The 15,910-nt window shown below is 65.7% G+C and carries 14 protein-coding genes; 6 read left to right on the forward strand and 8 right to left on the reverse strand.

The features are described from left to right. Positions 1–56: 56 nt before the first annotated feature. The 7 genes from ACN0RC_RS06645 to ACN0RC_RS06675 are packed head-to-tail and all read right to left on the reverse strand — an operon-like array spanning position 57 to position 7,205. Positions 57–1,805, reverse strand: a complete 1,749-nt coding sequence (locus ACN0RC_RS06645; RefSeq protein ID WP_417510028.1) for a hypothetical protein — start codon at positions 1,803–1,805, stop codon at positions 57–59. A gap of 27 nt (positions 1,806–1,832) precedes the next feature. Continuing rightward, entirely contained in the window at positions 1,833–2,591 is a 759-nt protein-coding gene (locus ACN0RC_RS06650) for an SDR family NAD(P)-dependent oxidoreductase (RefSeq protein WP_417510030.1), read from the reverse strand. A 10-nt stretch (positions 2,592–2,601) separates the two neighbouring features. Further along, positions 2,602–3,459: a phosphogluconate dehydrogenase C-terminal domain-containing protein gene (locus ACN0RC_RS06655; RefSeq protein WP_417510032.1), complete on the reverse strand. Its 858-nt coding sequence runs from the start codon at positions 3,457–3,459 to the stop codon at positions 2,602–2,604. After that, positions 3,456–4,250: a sugar phosphate isomerase/epimerase family protein gene (locus ACN0RC_RS06660; protein WP_417510034.1), complete on the reverse strand. Its 795-nt coding sequence runs from the start codon at positions 4,248–4,250 to the stop codon at positions 3,456–3,458. The genes ACN0RC_RS06655 and ACN0RC_RS06660 overlap by 4 nt, the downstream gene beginning before the upstream one ends. Then, positions 4,247–5,011 (reverse strand): triose-phosphate isomerase family protein, encoded by a 765-nt coding sequence (locus ACN0RC_RS06665; protein WP_417510036.1) that lies wholly within the window; start codon positions 5,009–5,011, stop codon positions 4,247–4,249. Before ACN0RC_RS06665 ends, ACN0RC_RS06660 begins: the two co-directional genes overlap by 4 nt. Beyond that, positions 5,011–5,481, reverse strand: coding sequence for a ribose-5-phosphate isomerase (locus ACN0RC_RS06670; RefSeq protein ID WP_417510038.1), 471 nt, complete (start codon positions 5,479–5,481; stop codon positions 5,011–5,013). Before ACN0RC_RS06670 ends, ACN0RC_RS06665 begins: the two co-directional genes overlap by 1 nt. Beyond that, positions 5,478–7,205: a dihydroxyacetone kinase family protein gene (locus ACN0RC_RS06675; protein WP_417510452.1), complete on the reverse strand. Its 1,728-nt coding sequence runs from the start codon at positions 7,203–7,205 to the stop codon at positions 5,478–5,480. The genes ACN0RC_RS06670 and ACN0RC_RS06675 overlap by 4 nt, the downstream gene beginning before the upstream one ends. Positions 7,206–7,393: 188 nt before the next feature. Here ACN0RC_RS06675 and ACN0RC_RS06680 point away from each other — a divergent pair, with 188 nt between their 5' ends. Beyond that, positions 7,394–8,143 (forward strand): FadR/GntR family transcriptional regulator, encoded by a 750-nt coding sequence (locus ACN0RC_RS06680; RefSeq protein ID WP_417510040.1) that lies wholly within the window; start codon positions 7,394–7,396, stop codon positions 8,141–8,143. Between the two features lie 86 nt (positions 8,144–8,229). On the opposite strand, the gene ACN0RC_RS06685 is transcribed toward ACN0RC_RS06680, so the two are convergent. Further along, positions 8,230–8,835: a TetR/AcrR family transcriptional regulator gene (locus ACN0RC_RS06685; protein ID WP_417510042.1), complete on the reverse strand. Its 606-nt coding sequence runs from the start codon at positions 8,833–8,835 to the stop codon at positions 8,230–8,232. Between the two features lie 125 nt (positions 8,836–8,960). Here ACN0RC_RS06685 and ACN0RC_RS06690 point away from each other — a divergent pair, with 125 nt between their 5' ends. Genes ACN0RC_RS06690 through ACN0RC_RS06710 form a run of 5 tightly spaced genes read left to right on the forward strand, consistent with a single transcriptional unit; the run spans position 8,961 to position 15,892 of the window. Next, positions 8,961–10,490 carry an ABC transporter substrate-binding protein gene (locus ACN0RC_RS06690; protein WP_417510043.1) on the forward strand — a complete coding sequence of 510 codons (1,530 nt, stop codon included), beginning with the start codon at positions 8,961–8,963 and terminating at the stop codon, positions 10,488–10,490. 57 nt (positions 10,491–10,547) lie between these two features. Then, positions 10,548–11,489, forward strand: a complete 942-nt coding sequence (locus tag ACN0RC_RS06695) for an ABC transporter permease (RefSeq protein WP_417510045.1) — start codon at positions 10,548–10,550, stop codon at positions 11,487–11,489. Continuing rightward, entirely contained in the window at positions 11,486–13,222 is a 1,737-nt protein-coding gene (locus ACN0RC_RS06700; protein WP_417510047.1) for an ATP-binding cassette domain-containing protein, read from the forward strand. The genes ACN0RC_RS06695 and ACN0RC_RS06700 overlap by 4 nt, the downstream gene beginning before the upstream one ends. Continuing rightward, positions 13,219–14,184, forward strand: coding sequence for an ATP-binding cassette domain-containing protein (locus ACN0RC_RS06705; RefSeq protein WP_417510049.1), 966 nt, complete (start codon positions 13,219–13,221; stop codon positions 14,182–14,184). The genes ACN0RC_RS06700 and ACN0RC_RS06705 overlap by 4 nt, the downstream gene beginning before the upstream one ends. Beyond that, positions 14,108–15,892, forward strand: a complete 1,785-nt coding sequence (locus ACN0RC_RS06710) for a glycoside hydrolase family 3 protein (protein WP_417510051.1) — start codon at positions 14,108–14,110, stop codon at positions 15,890–15,892. Before ACN0RC_RS06705 ends, ACN0RC_RS06710 begins: the two co-directional genes overlap by 77 nt. Positions 15,893–15,910 lie beyond the last annotated feature (18 nt).

A 15,910-nucleotide genomic window follows, 5' to 3' on the forward strand; every position in this document is an offset into this window, starting at 1 on the left:
ATCCGATCGCATTAGGCCTCCCCATATTCGGCGGCTGAGCTCAGTCAGCGGACATTTCAGTTGGCGCTAACGGGTTCGAGATCGATCGTGCGGAACGAGCCGGGCGATACTGAGACGACGGCGGCCGACCGGTCGCTGGTCACGGTGATCGTCCGCGTGATTCGATCAAGACTCGCGACGAGAACGGTCTCGCGGTCGGAGAGACGCGCGCCAATTGCCCAAACGAGCCCGTCGGGGCTACTTCCGGACAGGGTTAGCGCGCCCGGGACGCGGAGCGACAAGAGCGCGGCAACAGCTTCCGACACGGGGAAGGGTTCGCCACGCGCGTCACGAACGCCCCTCGGGCCCCACTCCTCGAAGAAGGTGATGCTCGCGACTCCGTCGACGGCCACGGCGGCTGCGCTCGCCACTGTCCACGCCGCGAGTTCAGGTGAGCTCTGGCGTTGATCATCCTCACCCGAGAGCTCGGCGCCATAACCGTGCGTGAGGTCGGTGTCGGCGTGCGCGGGCGGGGGTTCGGTGGCCACGCTGTTGAAGCGAGGCCGCAGGGTGATCGGTCCGACGTGTACCGGTCGCCCGTCGGCGAGTCGCACGGCTTGACGTGCGATCGTCCGCTGGATCGCGACGGATTCGATGAGCTGCTCCGTGCTGAGCGAGTGGAACAGCGGGGTAGTGCTGAAGGTGACGCCGTCGACCTCGGGCGGAGTGATGTCCCACTCACGGTTCAGCTCGGTGAAGTGTGCGCGGGAACCGGCCACGATGGGGACGTGGACGCCCGCGGCACGCTGTGCCGTGCGCAGAGCGTTCAAGACGGCAGCATCCGTCACGTGACGACTCGAGTCGAAAACGCCGACGCGCACCACTCCTGGCGAGTCCGCGAATGGCGCCAGCGATGTGATTACCTCGTCCCATGGCGCGCCCGCTGACGCGATGACGCGTATGTCGAGCGGGGCGCCGGAGGCAGCGGCGCGATCAAGGGCGGCCTGCCAGTTCGACGTTCGAAGGTCCAGTTCTACCAGCACCGAGGCCGGCGTGACCTCACCCCTTTCGGGAGCCGGATCCGGATCCGGCGCGGTCGCAGCGCCGAGTCCGAGCTCGAAAACGGGGCCGCCCAGCTCGAGGTGCACCACGTCCGCCTCGGCCGCTTCGTTCGCGACGGCGACGTCGCGCACATCGATCAATACCCTCTGCTGGACGCGTGTGCCGGCCGGGATCGAGTAGGGGAATGGCATCGCGAGCGGTCTGCTGTACGTCTTGAACGATGCATCCGACCAGTTCCGCTGATCTTCCATTTCGAACACATCGCCGTCGAACGCGACGGAAACCTCAGAACCCGCGCGCAACCATGACAACTGAGCGATGTCGAACACTGGCTGGTGAGGGCTGATCTGCGCCGGAAACACAGACTCCTCGACCGTTCGGTCTGTGTGGGTGACCCTCAGCGCCTCGCCGGCAAGTTGGGGTGGGTGAAGCACCACCAACCCCGTGCGGTTTGTCGCGAAATCCCGCTCCGACTCGAGGTCGGCGAGAACGATGAGCCGCGAGTGCCGCGCTTCGACGCGGACGATACCGCGAAAGCTGGAACCCAGTCCCTGCGACCTCACATGCAGCGTGAGCGTCGTGCCTGAGTCTCTCACTCGGTCTACGACGAGGTCCGCGGTATCCCAATTGCGGTCGCGCACAACCGCGCGGACGGAACGCAAGACAGGGCGCCCGCTGTAGGTGATGTCGGCGATCTCGTCGCCACGGACATCGAAAGACCATGGTCCGTTCTGCCACGAGCGGGATGTCGAGAGCCAGGTCATGTCGGGATTCTTTCAGGCCGCGACACCTCAGAGTGTCGTCATGCCGCCGTCGATGGCAAACAGCGCCCCCGTCGCGAAGGCGCCATCGTCGCTGGCGAGGTAGACCATGATGCCTTCGACGTCGGCGGGGGAGCCCGCCCGTCCGAGGGGAATTCGACCGATGATGGCAGCACGGGAGTCGGGGTCGGATGAGATCGCCGTGACGAGGGAGGTTTCGGTGTATCCGGGTACCACGGTGTTCACGCGGATGCCGCGGTCGGCATAGGCGGCCGCGACCGTGCGGGCGAGGCCGTGCATGCCGGCCTTCGACGCACTGTAGGCGGTGAAGTCGCGCCCTTCGCCGTTCAGTCCGGTCGGGCTTCCGGTGAGGATGATCGAGCCTTTCGTGCCCGTCGAGAGCATCGATCGCACCGCGTGCTTGACGGTCAGGAAGGTTCCGGTGAGGTTGATGTCGATCGTGCGCTTCCACACGTCGAGGTCCAGATCCGCCGCCGGCGCATCCTGTCCGAACAGCTGGACACCGGCGTTCGCTACGACGACATCGGGCGCCCACCCCTCGGCCGAGAGCTGCGCGAACGCGGCCTCGACGGAGGGTTCGTCGGAGATGTCCAAGACGGATGCCCGAGCTGAGCTGCCGATCTCCTTGGCTGCGCGCTGTGCGGCCTCTGCGTCACGGTCGGCGATCACGACGCGGGCCCCCTCGCGGGCGAAGCGCGCGGCGACGGCGTACCCGATTCCGGTGGCCGCTCCCGTGACGAGGGCGGTTTTTCCTTCGAGCCTGGTCATGGGTTCGTCCTCACCGCTCGATGTGCTCGAGATGCAGCATCCGGGCGAGGTTCTTGTCGAGCTCGTCGTCGCGGAAGATCTTCTTCCAGTCGTCCTTGATGATGCTCTCGCGCCCGTAGTCCATCGCAATCAGACACGCATCACTGAACGGGTTGTCGCCGCGAAGACCATTGGCCAGTGCCACCTGGGTGTGGCCGTACAGGATGCTACGCGCCGCGGCTTCGGGAACCCCCATCGTGTGGATGGTCTCGTGCAGTGCCTCGTTCAGCAGTGCACCGATCATGCACGCGACGGTCTCGACGAGAGTGGGCTCGAGCTGGGCGAGCTGCTTGATGGTGACGAAGTGAACGTCGATGATCGGCGCGTAGATCGCGCGGACGGTGGCCTCGACGATCGCCGCCTTAGCCGGATCGTCGGACTCGACGGCGGCGATCGCGTCCTGCGGGGCGGCGATGCCGCCGAAGGTGTCGGCCCATTCCTCAGGAGTCTGGCGCTGCAGGAAGATCGACGGGTGGCACGGGTGCGCGACGGCGCGGACGACGTCATCTCGGTCGGTGAGCAGACCCGCGTATGCGGCGGCCGGGTCGAGAGTGAGCGCGATCGCGCCTGACTTCATCTGGGGCACCATGTCGGCGGTTACGGACGCCAGCGCCAGGTCGGGTACGGCGAACACGACGATATCGGCGGCGGCGACCGCGGCGGCGGCATCCGTCAACTCGCGACCCGCGTCGATCGTGCGCTGCGCGCCGGCGGGGGAGTTCTCGACGTAGGAGACAGCGTGGGCTGTCTTCGCGAGGTTGTTCGACACCCGCATGCCCATCTTGCCGCCGGCGCCGATGACGGCGATCTTGTAGGTATCGGTGCTCACAGGGTGCTCCTTAGGTATTCCAGTGTGGTGCGGGTCCACTCCCGCTCGGTTCGGATTGTGCTCTCGGCATCGCCCTGCCAGGGGAGCCAGTGCTCGACGATCTCGTTGATCCCGCGCTCACGCGGACGGACGGATTCGAGCAAGTGCGGATAGTCGTGCAGGCCGGTGCCCATCGGCGCTCCGGAGTAGGTGAAGCCCACCCAGCCGTCATGTCGCGCAAACGCGAAGTCCTTCACATGCACGTTCGCGACCTGCGGGGCGGCGAGTTCAACGGCGTCACGTGGTTTCTCGAGCCGGGCGACGACGTTGCCGGGATCGAGGCAGATGCCCAAGTGCGCGCTGTCGAAAGAAGCGACAAGTCCCACGAGATCCGCGGTTGCGACTTGCTCGTACGTCTCGAGAGCAAGGATGACATCGGATGCCTCGTAGGCGCGCAGTGCAGCGCGCAGCTGACGCTCAGCTTCAGCAAGACTCGGCCGCGAGTCGGGGCCGTACAGCATGCTGCGTACGAGCCGTGCATCAAAGATGTCGGCGATCCGAAGGAACCGCGTCAGGTGAGCGAAGCTCACTCCCTTGGTGCCGAGCTCGATGGTGAGGCCGAGGTCGCGGGCGGTAGAGGCGGCACCCTTCAGCTCGACCTCCGTCATGTGTTCGAGCGGCGCGTAGTCGCAGATCTGGAACAGCCTGACGCCGAGGGCGCGGGTCGCCTCGAGCGCACCGACGAGCGTCAGTGGATGCTCGGCTCGCTCGGAGTGCTGCCAGAAGAATGCGTACGTTCCCAGCCCGATCATCGGTCGCTCCGCGCCAGGTCCGCTGCTTCGTCCAGCACGGCGAGTAGCGCGTCGGGATCGTGGGCGAAGCGACCGAGGAAGAGTCCGTCGACCGTGTCGCCGAGTTGTGTGAGCAGACCGGGGCCGGCCGAGCCGCCGTAGATCACCGAACTCCCCGCACGTTGAGGATCGGAGTCGAGGGCGGCCCGGATCGCCGTCGTGACCTCGCTGATGTGGGTGACGGGAGCAGGCGAGGGCGCGCCGATCGCCCAGACAGGCTCATAGGCAACGATAACTGGACCGGAGGCAGCGCCGGCGAGATCGGCCGACACTTGCGCGACGGTCGCTGCGGCGGCATCCTCCGTCCCACGTCGCTCCCACTCGCCGACGCACAGCACCGGCGTGAGTCCGTTTCTGAGAGATGCGGCGGCTTTGGCGGCAGTGATCTGCGACGTTTCGCCGAAGAGTCGTCGCCTCTCAGCGTGGCCGATCTCGGCCAGGCTGACGCCGATTTCGGCGAGTTCGACGGCGCTCACCTCGCCGGTGAAGGCGCCTTTGTCATGCGTCGCGACGTCTTGCGCTCCGATGCGCACCGGCGTGCCAGCGAACGCGGCGACCGCGGGGATCAGCTGCGGGTAGGTGGGGATCACGAAAAGACTGACCGCACTTGATGTCACAGCATGATGCGTGCGCACCATATCGGCGACCCGCGCAAACCAGTCCAGCGCCTCGCGATGACCGAAGTACATCTTGAGGCTCACCCCCACCTGTACGGAGGGCATCAGCAGCTGCCGGTGCTCTCGTACTCGCCGATGACTGCGACCTTCTCCGCAGATGCTGAGGCGGGGTCGAAGCGGTACGTGAGCCATTCCCGCACAAGTCGGCGAGCCAGCTCGATACCGATGACTCGCTGGCCCATGGTGAGCACCTGTGCATCGTTGGAGAGCACGCCGCGTTCGACTGAGAAGCTGTCGTGCGCGGTCACGGCGCGTATTCCGTCCACCTTGTTCGCGGCGATCGCCACACCGAGCCCCGTGCCGCAGATGAGCAGCGCACGGTCGGCTTCGCCAGACGCGACGAGTTCGGCTGCGGCGATCGCCACGCGCGGATAGGCGGTGTGCCCGTGGGCATCGACCCCGACATCGACGAGCGACGCGACGCCCGGGTTCCCCTCAAGGTCCTTCTTAAGGATCTCTTTGTAGTCGAACCCAGCGTCGTCGCTGCCGATCACGAGGCGAAGTGCGTTCGTCACGAGGATTTCCTTTCGAGGACGGCGCCGATGGCCGTCGCGATGAGTGCGAGGGAGTGCGCACCGGGGTCCGGTGTGCCGACGCTGTTCTGCCCGTGCGAACGGGCTCTCCCTTTGAGGGGGAGTAGGTCGGCGGTGGACGCCGCCGCCCGTGTGGCGGCGTCCGCCGCCCTCTCCCACGCGGCTGCGAGAGAGTCGCCGCTGTCGATCGCACGGGCGAGCTCGTCGCTGAACGGCACGAGCGCGTCCACCAGTGTCTTGTCGCCAACCTGTGCTTTGCCGAACTTCATCACGGCCTGCGCTCCGTCTCCGACGCCCGCACTCACGTCCGACGCGGAGGGGGCGCCTTGGTCGCCGAGCTTGCCGGCGACTCCCGCGAGGATGAGTCCCCACAGCGCTCCGGAAGTACCCCCGGCGCGGTCGGACCATGCATCGGCGGCGCAGGCGAGCACGGTCTCAGCGCCAGCACCAGCAGTCTGCGCGGCGATGGCTGCGTCCCGCGCGGCGTGCGACCCGCGCTGCATGCCGATTCCGTGATCTCCGTCGCCGGCGATCGAGTCCAGGCGTCCGAGCTCGTCCACGTGCGCGTCGATCGTGGCGGCGATGGACTCGACAACCGCGACGACGGTCGCGGCGACGGCGCGGGACGTCTCGTCGGAAGGCGGGGTTTCTTCGTCGACGAGCTCAGCGTGGGGCGTGGGTTCCGCTCGCGCTGTGACGGCGACCGACCCGCGACGGTACGCCGGCGTGTCGACCGGTGTGTTCCAGAGTTGCTCGAGCTCTTCGTCGAGCCAGAAGAGGGTGAGCGACGTCCCGGCCATATCGAAGCTCGTGCAGTACTCGCCGACGTGAGGGTCGACGATCTCGATGCCCGCGGCACGGAGAAGTTCGGCGATGCGCCGGAACACCACGAACATCTCTTCATACTTCAGTGAGCCGAGTCCATTGAGGATCGGAACCACTCGTGCGCCTGAGGCCTCGACACCCTCGGGCACCTCATCGAGCAGCCGCGATACGAGCAACTCGGCGAGCCCGTCGGCGGTGGGGATGTCAGTCTCATCGATTCCAGGTTCGCCGTGGATGCCGAGACCGATTGCCATTCGTCCCTCCGGGACGGAGAACAGCGGCTGCTCCGCGCCGGGGAGAGTGCATCCGCTGAACGCGACGCCGAAGGAGCGGGTGCGCTCGTTCGCAACCCTCGCCACTTCGACCACTTCGGCGAGGTCATACCCGGCCTCAGCGGCAGCCGCGGCCGTGCGGAAGACCGTCAGGTCGCCAGCAATACCGCGCCGCTTGTGCTTCTCAGAAGGTGGTGCGCTGAAGATGTCGTCGGTCACCGCGACCGACTCGCAGGCGATGCCGTCCGCACGCAGCCGCTCCTGGGCGGCGTCGAAGTTCAGCACGTCGCCGGCGTAGTTTCCGTACGTCAAGAAGACCCCGCCGCCCCGGTGCGCAGCCCTGGCAACGGCGTGGACCTGTTGCGTTGACGGCGACGCGAACAGGTTGCCCATCGCAGCACCGTGCGCGAGGCCCTGTCCAACCAATCCACCGAACGCGGGGTAGTGGCCGGAGCCACCGCCAATCACGACAGCGACCTGGCCTTCGGGCACGACGGTGCTGCGGATCACGCCACCCGAGACACGTTGGACAGACCGTTCGTTGGCGGCTACGAAGCCCGCGATCATCTCTTCGGCGAAGTCGGCCGGATCGTTCCACAGCCTCGTCATCGGCCTGTCACAACCTCGTGATGCCATCTGAAGACGATGACGACCGCTCCCAACGGGACGGGAATGGTGTCCACTCTGACTCCTCTAAATCCTGATCGACGCTCTGGTGTTCGCGTCTCCCTCAATATTGACAAACCGGTTGACCAAAATGCAAGTCTCGGTGTCGTCGTTCGCGGTATGTTGGCGGAATGCCCGCCTACCCCGATGACCGCACTGCGGAGATTTCCGCGTCGCTGGGGATGCTGCCCAGCGGCACGCCCGCATCGGAAGTTGCGCGGAGGCTCATGGACCTGTTCACCAGCGGGTCAATCGAAGCCGGCACGCGGCTCCCGCCCGAGCGTCAGCTTGCCGCATCGCTGGCTGTGGGCAGATCGGCGGTGCGTGAAGCTCTCGCGGCGCTCGAGATCCTGGGCATTGTCGACGTTCGAGCGGGCTCTGGAACCTACTTGCGCGGAGCTGCAAGCGAGCTACTCCCTCAGACGCTGCGGTGGGGGCTTCTCATCGGCGAACGCAACACGGTTGAACTGCTGGAGTTGCGCTCTGGTCTGGAGATCTTCGTCGCTCGTCTCGCGGCGAGAAGAGCATCAGCGCCTGACCTGGACAAGATCGCCTCGCACCTGGCAGACATGCAGACAAGCGTGGGCGACCTTCACGCCTTCGCTCGCGCCGATCTGCGTTTCCATCATTCCCTTGCCGAAGCCGCCGACAATCGAGTGCTCATCGATCAATTGCACGTGGTCCGATCTCTGCTGCAGGTTTACTCGGACCGCGCAGTGCACGACGACGCCGAGGCAAGTATGGCGATCACAGAACACGAGTCGGTGCATGCGGCACTCGTCGCGCGTGATGAGGATGCCGCTGCCTCCGCAATGGCGCTGCACATGGCTACCGCGTCAGCGCGGCTGTTGAGCGATGGATCCCCAGTGCCTCATGAGTAGGGCTCTGTAGCGTAGGGCCAGCGAAGAGCCCTACTCATCATTGACCGCTTCCCCTCGCGACCCCCGGCGGCGCGAGTGATCGAGGATCAGGAGTCGACGGAGACGGTGAGGACGCTCTCGAAGAAACGTCGAATCGCGGTTGTCTGTCGCCCGCCGATGACACCGTAAAGTCGCTGGAGCTGTAGGCCGTCTGACAGCGCGGCGTACGTGTGGGCTGCCTCCGATGGAACTGCATCAGAGCGGAGATCACCATCTTCGGCTGCTTCCTCGAACGCCCTGCGCACGGTTCCGAGGATCAGGAGATAGCGATCGTGGAAGTAGGCGTGAGCGGGATGATCATCAATGGTCGCCTCGGCGGACAGGATCGCGAAGAGCTGCGTGAGCCCCGTATCGTGTTCGTCTCGCTCGGCGATCTCAAGGAGCCCTCTCAGCATGTCCACGCCTCGGCGCCCCTGCAGATGGCGAGCGGCGTCAAGATCTCGCTCGCGAAGCACGGCTTCGAGCAACCCCGCCTTTGTCGGAAAGTGGTGGGTCACCCCCGGCATGGTCATGCCGGCGCGCTTTGCGATCTCGGTCATCGAGCTGTTCAGGTACCCATAGTGCGCGAACACCTCGAAGGCCGCGCCGAGTATCTCCGCGCGCCGTTGTGGCGTCTTCGCGTAAGCGCCGCGTGGACCTGGTGTTCTGGGCATCAATACACGATATCAAAACCTTTGATGATAAAAAACTTTTGGGGCAAAAGAGTTTCGTGCTACGTTCGCACCGTCGCCATAGTTCCGTGTCGGCACTCCCGTTCGTTCCGAAAGGACGTGCAACGATGCACCGCACCAAGCTTGCAAGCGTTGTCACGGCCGGTGGGCTCGCTTTAGCCCTCGCCTTGACAGCCTGCTCTTCCCCCGCCGCACCCGAGGCAGAGGACCAGCCGCCTCTGCGTCTCGGCCTCATCACGCAGCTCACCTCGTTCGCACCGTGGGAATCCGCGTGGGCCAACGAGTCGCCGTACCTCCAGGCGGTCTATGACACTCTCCTTCGTGCCGAACCCGACGGGACCATTGTCGAAGGCCTGGCGACAGCCTGGGAGTGGGACGATTCCAAGACCGTTCTGACGTTGACACTGCGTGACGACGTGGAGTTCAGCGATGGCACCGCCCTCACGGCGCAGGTTGCTGCCGACAACCTGACTCGGTTCCGTGACGGCACCAGCTCCAATGCTTCCTTCCTCGCGGGCATGACCGCAGCAGATGCTCCCGACGACAGCACGCTCGTGATCACGCTGGCTCAGCCCGACCCGGCCCTGCCCGTCTACCTCAGTCAGAACGCCGGCATCGTGGGGAGCCCGGCCATGTTCGACTCTCCCGACGCGCAGACCACGCCGATCGGCAGCGGGCCCTATGTCCTCGATGCCGACGAAACTGTCGTCGGCTCCAAGTACGTGTACGACGCGAACCCGGACTATTGGGACACCGAATCGGTGCACTACGAGACCATCGAGATGGCGTTCTACGGGGACCCGACCGCACTCATGAACGCGGTCAAGGGTGGCCAGGTCGATGCCGCCAACTTGCAGAGCGCAACGCAGATCGCCGAGGCCGAGGCCGCCGGATTCACCGCAGAGACATCTGAGCAAAGCTGGAGCGGTTTCCTCCTCGTGGATCGTGAGGGGACAATCAACCCGGCGATCGGCGATGTTCGTGTACGCCAGGCGATCAACTACGCACTCGACCGCGAAAGCCTCCTTCAGGCCCTGGACAACGGCCTGGGCACCGTCACGACACAGGTCTTCGGCACGGACACGTCCGCGTACGACGAGTCGCTCAACGACCGCTACCCGTACGACCCGGAGCAGGCCAAGTCGCTCCTTGCAGAAGCTGGCTATGCGGATGGGTTCACCCTGGTGATGCCGAGCAACAACTTCGTCCCGGAGTCGGTGTTCGCGATCTACAAGGAGCAGCTCGGCGCCGTCGGCATCACCGTCGAGTGGGAGACGACCGGTGATGACCTGTTCGGACGCATGCTCGGCGGGTCGTGGGCGGCCTTCCCGTTCCTCCTTCAGACCGACCCCACTTCATGGCAGACCATCCAGTTCTCGATGTTGCCTGAGTCCGCGTGGAACACTTCCCACGTCGCGGACCCGACCGTGATTCAGCTCGCAGAAGTCGTGCGCACAGGTGACGAGGCTGAGGCAGATGCTGCGGCCAAGGATCTCAACACCTACGTTGTTGAGCAGGCCTGGTACGCGCCGCTGTACCGGCCCACGTCCGCATTCATCACAGCGGAGGGAACTCAGGCGACAGTTCAGGTCGGCAATGCCGTTCCTTACCTCTGGAACATCCGACCCACCGAATAACCAGGAAGGATCGCGCGCGGGGCTGGCACACCCGGCCCCGCGCGCGACACCAGGTCAATGCTGACATTCATCCTCCGCCGCCTCGTGGCCGGTGTTCTCACCGTTCTCACCATCAGTGTGCTCGGGTTCTTCCTCCTCTACCTCGGCGCGCGCGACACGGCGCGGCGCATCGTCGGAGACACGGCAGATCCCGAGATCGTCGCTCGAAAGGCGGAGGAACTCGGGCTCGATCGGCCGATCATCGTGCAGTTCCTTGACTGGTTCGGCAGTGCGCTGACAGGCGACCTGGGCCGTTCGTGGTTCTCCGGCCAGCCTGTCACCGAAGCTCTGGCCAGTCGACTTCCGGTGACTCTCTCGCTCACGATCGGAGCCATTCTGCTCACCGCCGTCGTGGGCACAATTCTGGGTGTGATTGCAGCCACGCGCCGCGGTTGGCTCGACAGCAGCATCCAGATCACCTCGTTTGTCGGGGCAGCGATTCCCGGCTTCCTCGTGGCACTCGTCCTGGTGCTGGTCTTCGCGATCGGACTTCAGTGGGTTCCCGCCACCGGGTATATCAAAGCTGAGACCTCCATCACCGGCTGGCTTTCCACGATCATCCTTCCGATCATCGCCCTCTCGATCGGCGCGATCGCCAGCATCGCGCAGCAGGTGCGCGGGTCGATGCTCGATGCCGTGCGACTCGACTACGTCCGCACGCTGCGGTCACGAGGCATCCCCGATCGCCATGTCATCTACGGTCACGTGCTGCGAAACTCCGCGGGACCAGCCCTCAGTGTGCTCGGCATCCAGTTCATCGTCATGTTCGGCGGGGCGGTCGTGGTGGAGCAAGTGTTCTCCCTGCCCGGGCTCGGACAGACCGCGGTATCAGCCACCATCCAGGGCGACATCCCGCTGGTCATGGGGCTGATTGTTCTCACGGCGGTCATCGTGCTCCTCGTCAATCTCGCCATCGATCTCTTGCAAGGATGGCTCAACCCGAAGGTGCGACTGTCATGACACCGTCCACACGCACCCGCCGCTCGGTTGCGGGGCGGTTGCTGAGAACCCCATTGGGCCTCCTCTCATCCATCTACCTCATCGCTCTCGTGTTCGTCGCGGTCGTGGGCCCGTTCCTGGCTCCCTACGGGCCGGCGGAGACATCCCTGTCCAACGTGCTCGCTCCGCCGAGCCCGGAACACCTGCTCGGTGGTGACAGCGCCGGGCGTGACATCTTCTCGAGACTGATCTACGCAACGTCCATCAGTCTGCTCGGCGCACTCGTCGCAGTCGTGGTCGCGGCCTTGATCGGCATCACCGCCGGGCTCATCGCTGGCTATCGGGGCGGGTGGTTCGACACGGCGTCCAATTGGATGACCGGTGTGATTCTGTCGCTCCCGGCGATCGTCGTGCTGCTCGCCGCGCGGGCGGCACTCGGACCCTCGATCTGGTTGATCATGGCGATCTTCGGTGTTGTTTTGTCGGCGTCGTATTACCGGATCGTCTACGGTTCGGTCCGGAGCGTGCGTCAGGAGCTCTACATCGACGCGGCCCGCGTCGCGGGTTTGACTGATCTGAGGATAGTGGGACGCCACATTCTCACTGCGGTCCGTGCGCCCGTCATCCTTCTGACCGCCGGCCTGTTTGCCGTAGCCATCGCCGTCCAAGCCAGCCTGGACTTCCTCGGTGTCGGTGACCCGTCGCTTCCCACATGGGGTGGGATGCTGAGCGAAGGCTTCTACAATCTGTCGCGCACCCCCTGGCTGATGGTGTGGCCGAGCATCGCGATTGCCCTCACCTGTATCGCGTTCTCGCTGTTCGGCACAGCCCTGCGCGACGTCCTGGAGCACTCCAGCGAACACAGGGGGGCCGGGCCGACGCGATGGACGGCACCCAACCCTCCGCCGGATGCAGCTGTTCAACACGAGGACCCGGCTGAGGGTGAGCCTCTTCTGGAGATCGAAGGCTTGTCGGTCGCCTATAGAGGGAGCGGTGGATGGAAGACCGTCGTGGACGACGTCTCGATCACCGTCCGCCGCGGCGAAGTGCACGCTCTGATCGGTGAGTCTGGGTCGGGAAAGACACAAACCGCCTGGTCCGTGTTGGGCCTGCTCCCTGAGGGGGGAAGGTGCGTGGCGGGCGCGATCCGGTTCGAGGGCAGCGACCTTTTGGGAATGAGCTCCCGCCAGCTGCAGAAACTGCGCGGACGACGGATCGGCTACGTTCCGCAGGAGCCGATGTCCAACCTGGATCCGTCGTACACCGTCGGCCACCAGCTCGTGAAGCCGCTCCAGATCACGCTGGGCTTGTCTCGACGGGACGCCAAAGCACGAGCCCTGTCCCTCCTGGCACGCGTGGGTATTCCGGACCCTGAGCGGACGTTCGCCGCCTATCCCCACCAGATATCCGGCGGGATGGCACAGCGCGTTCTCATCGCCGGCGCCGTGGCAACCGAGCCCGATCTCATCATCGCCGACGAGCCGACAACCGCGCTAGACGTCACGGTGCAGGCGGAGATCCTCCAACTCTTGCGCAACCTGCAACGTGAAACCGGCATTTCCATCCTGATCGTCACCCACAACTTCGGGGTCGTCGCCGACCTCGCCGACCGGGTCTCGGTCATGCGGTCGGGCAGCATCGTCGAGACCGGCTCCGTCGCCGACGTCTTCGGTGATCCACGCCACGAGTACACACGCGGCCTCTTCGACGCACTCCTCGACGGAGCCCCCGCAAGAGGAGCGCTGAACCCATGAACGACATCGCTACCAACGCGCCCACCGAAGATCACCCGCTCCTGGAAATCCGCGATCTTCGCGTCGCCTATCCCGGGCGCGGTTTCCGAAAGCGTCCGATCGAGATCCTCCACGGCGTGAGCCTCGACGTCCGCGCGGGCGAAACCGTGGGGCTGGTGGGCGAGTCCGGATCGGGCAAGTCCACCCTTGGCCGTGCCACGCTTGGTCTTGCACCGGTGACAGGCGGATCGATCACGCTCGACGGCGAAGAGATCGCCCACGCCTCGCGGGCGCGGCGACGCGCTCTGTCCGTCGACCTCCAAGTCATCTTTCAGGATCCCTACTCCTCGCTCAGCCCGTCGCTCACCATCGGCGACACCCTGGCCGAACCGCTTCGCGCACGTGGAGTGAGCGGGAAGGACGCGGCCCGCAAAGTGCGCGACCTTCTCGACATGGTCCATCTGCCGGTCGATGCCGCCGAGCGACTCCCGCGAGAGTTCAGCGGTGGTCAGCGACAGCGTGTGGCCATCGCGCGGGCCGTCGCCCTCGAGCCGAGACTGATTGTCTGCGACGAACCGGTCTCCGCCCTCGATCTCACGACGCAAGCGCGGATCCTCGATCTCCTGCTCGAAGTGCAGGAGCGCACGGGCGTCGCGTATCTGTTCGTCTCGCACGACCTCAACGTCGTTCGCGTGCTCTGCCATCGCGTCGCGGTGATGCGCGCCGGCGAGATCGTCGAATGCGGCGACGGTGACATCGTCACGTCGAACCCCACTCATCCCTACACCCGCAGGCTGCTGCTCGCGTCTCCTGTCGCCGACCCGGCGACGCAGGCGGAGCGGCGCACGCTTCTGCAGTCAACTGCCCTCAACAGTGCTGCACCCGAGCCCGACCAGAAGGAATTGCATGACACTCGAAGCTTCGCCCTCACCCAGCGTTCGCAGCCGCGCTCGAGAGGTCGTCGCCGGTCTCAGCGCCCCTGACCTCGCAGGGCTGCTCTTTCACCCGATCGTCGCCCTCACCGCCGACCACGATCCAGACCAAGCCTCACCATTCGGCCCCTCCACGCGAGAGCTGATCGTCGAGCGCGGCATCCGCCACTTCTGCCTCGCCGACATCCCTTCCCCTGCGCAGACCGCTGATGTGCTGAGCGGCCTGCAGCAGATCGCCACGACCCACGGGTCTCGACTGCCCATCATCTTCTCGACTGACCCCCGTCACTCCTTCCTGCAGAACATGGGAGCCACGCACCGCGCGGACGGTGTCTCGCAGTGGCCCGAGCCCGTGGGTTTCGGGGCGCTGGACGATCCCGACCTCGTGCGGGAGTTCGCGGCGATCGTGCGTGAGGACTACCGCGCGATGGGCATCCGCATGGCGCTGCACCCGCAGGTTGACCTGACAACCGAACCCCGCTGGGCGCGCCAGGCGCAGAGTTTCGGGGCCGACCCCTTGCTGACCTCGCGCCTTGTGACTGCCTTCCTCGAGGGCTTGCAGGGTCCCGTCCTCGGCGGCGACAGTGTCGCGGCGACGGTCAAGCACTTCCCGGGCGGCGGCTCGCAGAAGGACGGCGAGGACCCGCACTTCCCGTACGGGCGCGAGCAGATCTACCCGGGCGGTCGATTCGAAGATCACCTCATGCCCTTCCGAGCAGCGATCGCGGCGGGCGCCTCGGCGATCATGCCCTACTACGGGATGCCGGTCGGCCTCACTCGCAACGGTCGGGCAGTGGAAGAAGTCGGCTTCGCCTTCAACCGAGCGCTCATCACCGATCTCCTGCGCGATGAGCTCGGATTCGATGGTCTGGTGCTAAGTGACTTCGGGCTCGTTCACGACGCGGTTGTGTTCGGCAAGCCCTTCCCGGCCCGAGCGTGGGGCGTCGAGCAGCTCGATGCCGCACAGCGCGTCACCCGACTGCTCAACGCAGGTGTCGATCAGCTTGGCGGCGAGAGCGACACACCTCTTCTTGTCTCGCTCCTCGAGGACGGTCGGGTCTCTCCGGCGCGCGTCCAGGAAGCCGCCACACGGGTCGTGGAGTTGAATCTGCGTCTCATGGACGACGCGACCGAAACGACGCCGGTCCGCGACCCTCGCGACCTGCCCCTGCGAGAACACGTTGCACTCGGCAGGCTCGCCCAGTCCCGAGCAATCACTGTTCTTCACAACGGACGTCTCGGCGATCAGGAAGCCCTTCCCCTGGTGGGCTCGCGGCGTGCCCATCTGCGGGGAATCGACGAATCTGCCTTGCCGGAAGGTTGGGCTGCGGTGGCACCGTCAGAGGCTGACGTCGTGATCGTCCGTCTGGCGGCGCCGTTCGAGGCGCGCGATCACTTCTTCCTGGAGAGTGGGATGGAGCAGGGGTCGCTGGAGTTCCCGGTCGCGGTCATCGACGAGCTGCGTGACATGGCGGCCCGAACGCCGCTCATCGTCGCAGTGACGCTCAGCCGCCCGGCGATCCTCACGCCGATCATCGAGTTCGCGACCGCCGTCGTCGCCGATTACGGGGCGTCCGACGCGGCGCTGATCGATGCGATCACCGGGGTGGTGACAGCCGAAGGGCGTCTGCCTTTCGAACTGCCGCGCTCGATGGCGGCTGTCGTGGCCAGCCGGCCCGATGTTGCCGGCGACACCCTCGACCCCCTGTACCCTGCGAACTGGCGGGCCCCGCTCGAGATCCCCTCGGTCGTGGAGTGAAGACCGTCAGCGTGGGAT

This window comes from Microbacterium sp. (genome assembly GCF_048259935.1).
Lineage (GTDB): Bacteria > Actinomycetota > Actinomycetes > Actinomycetales > Microbacteriaceae > Microbacterium.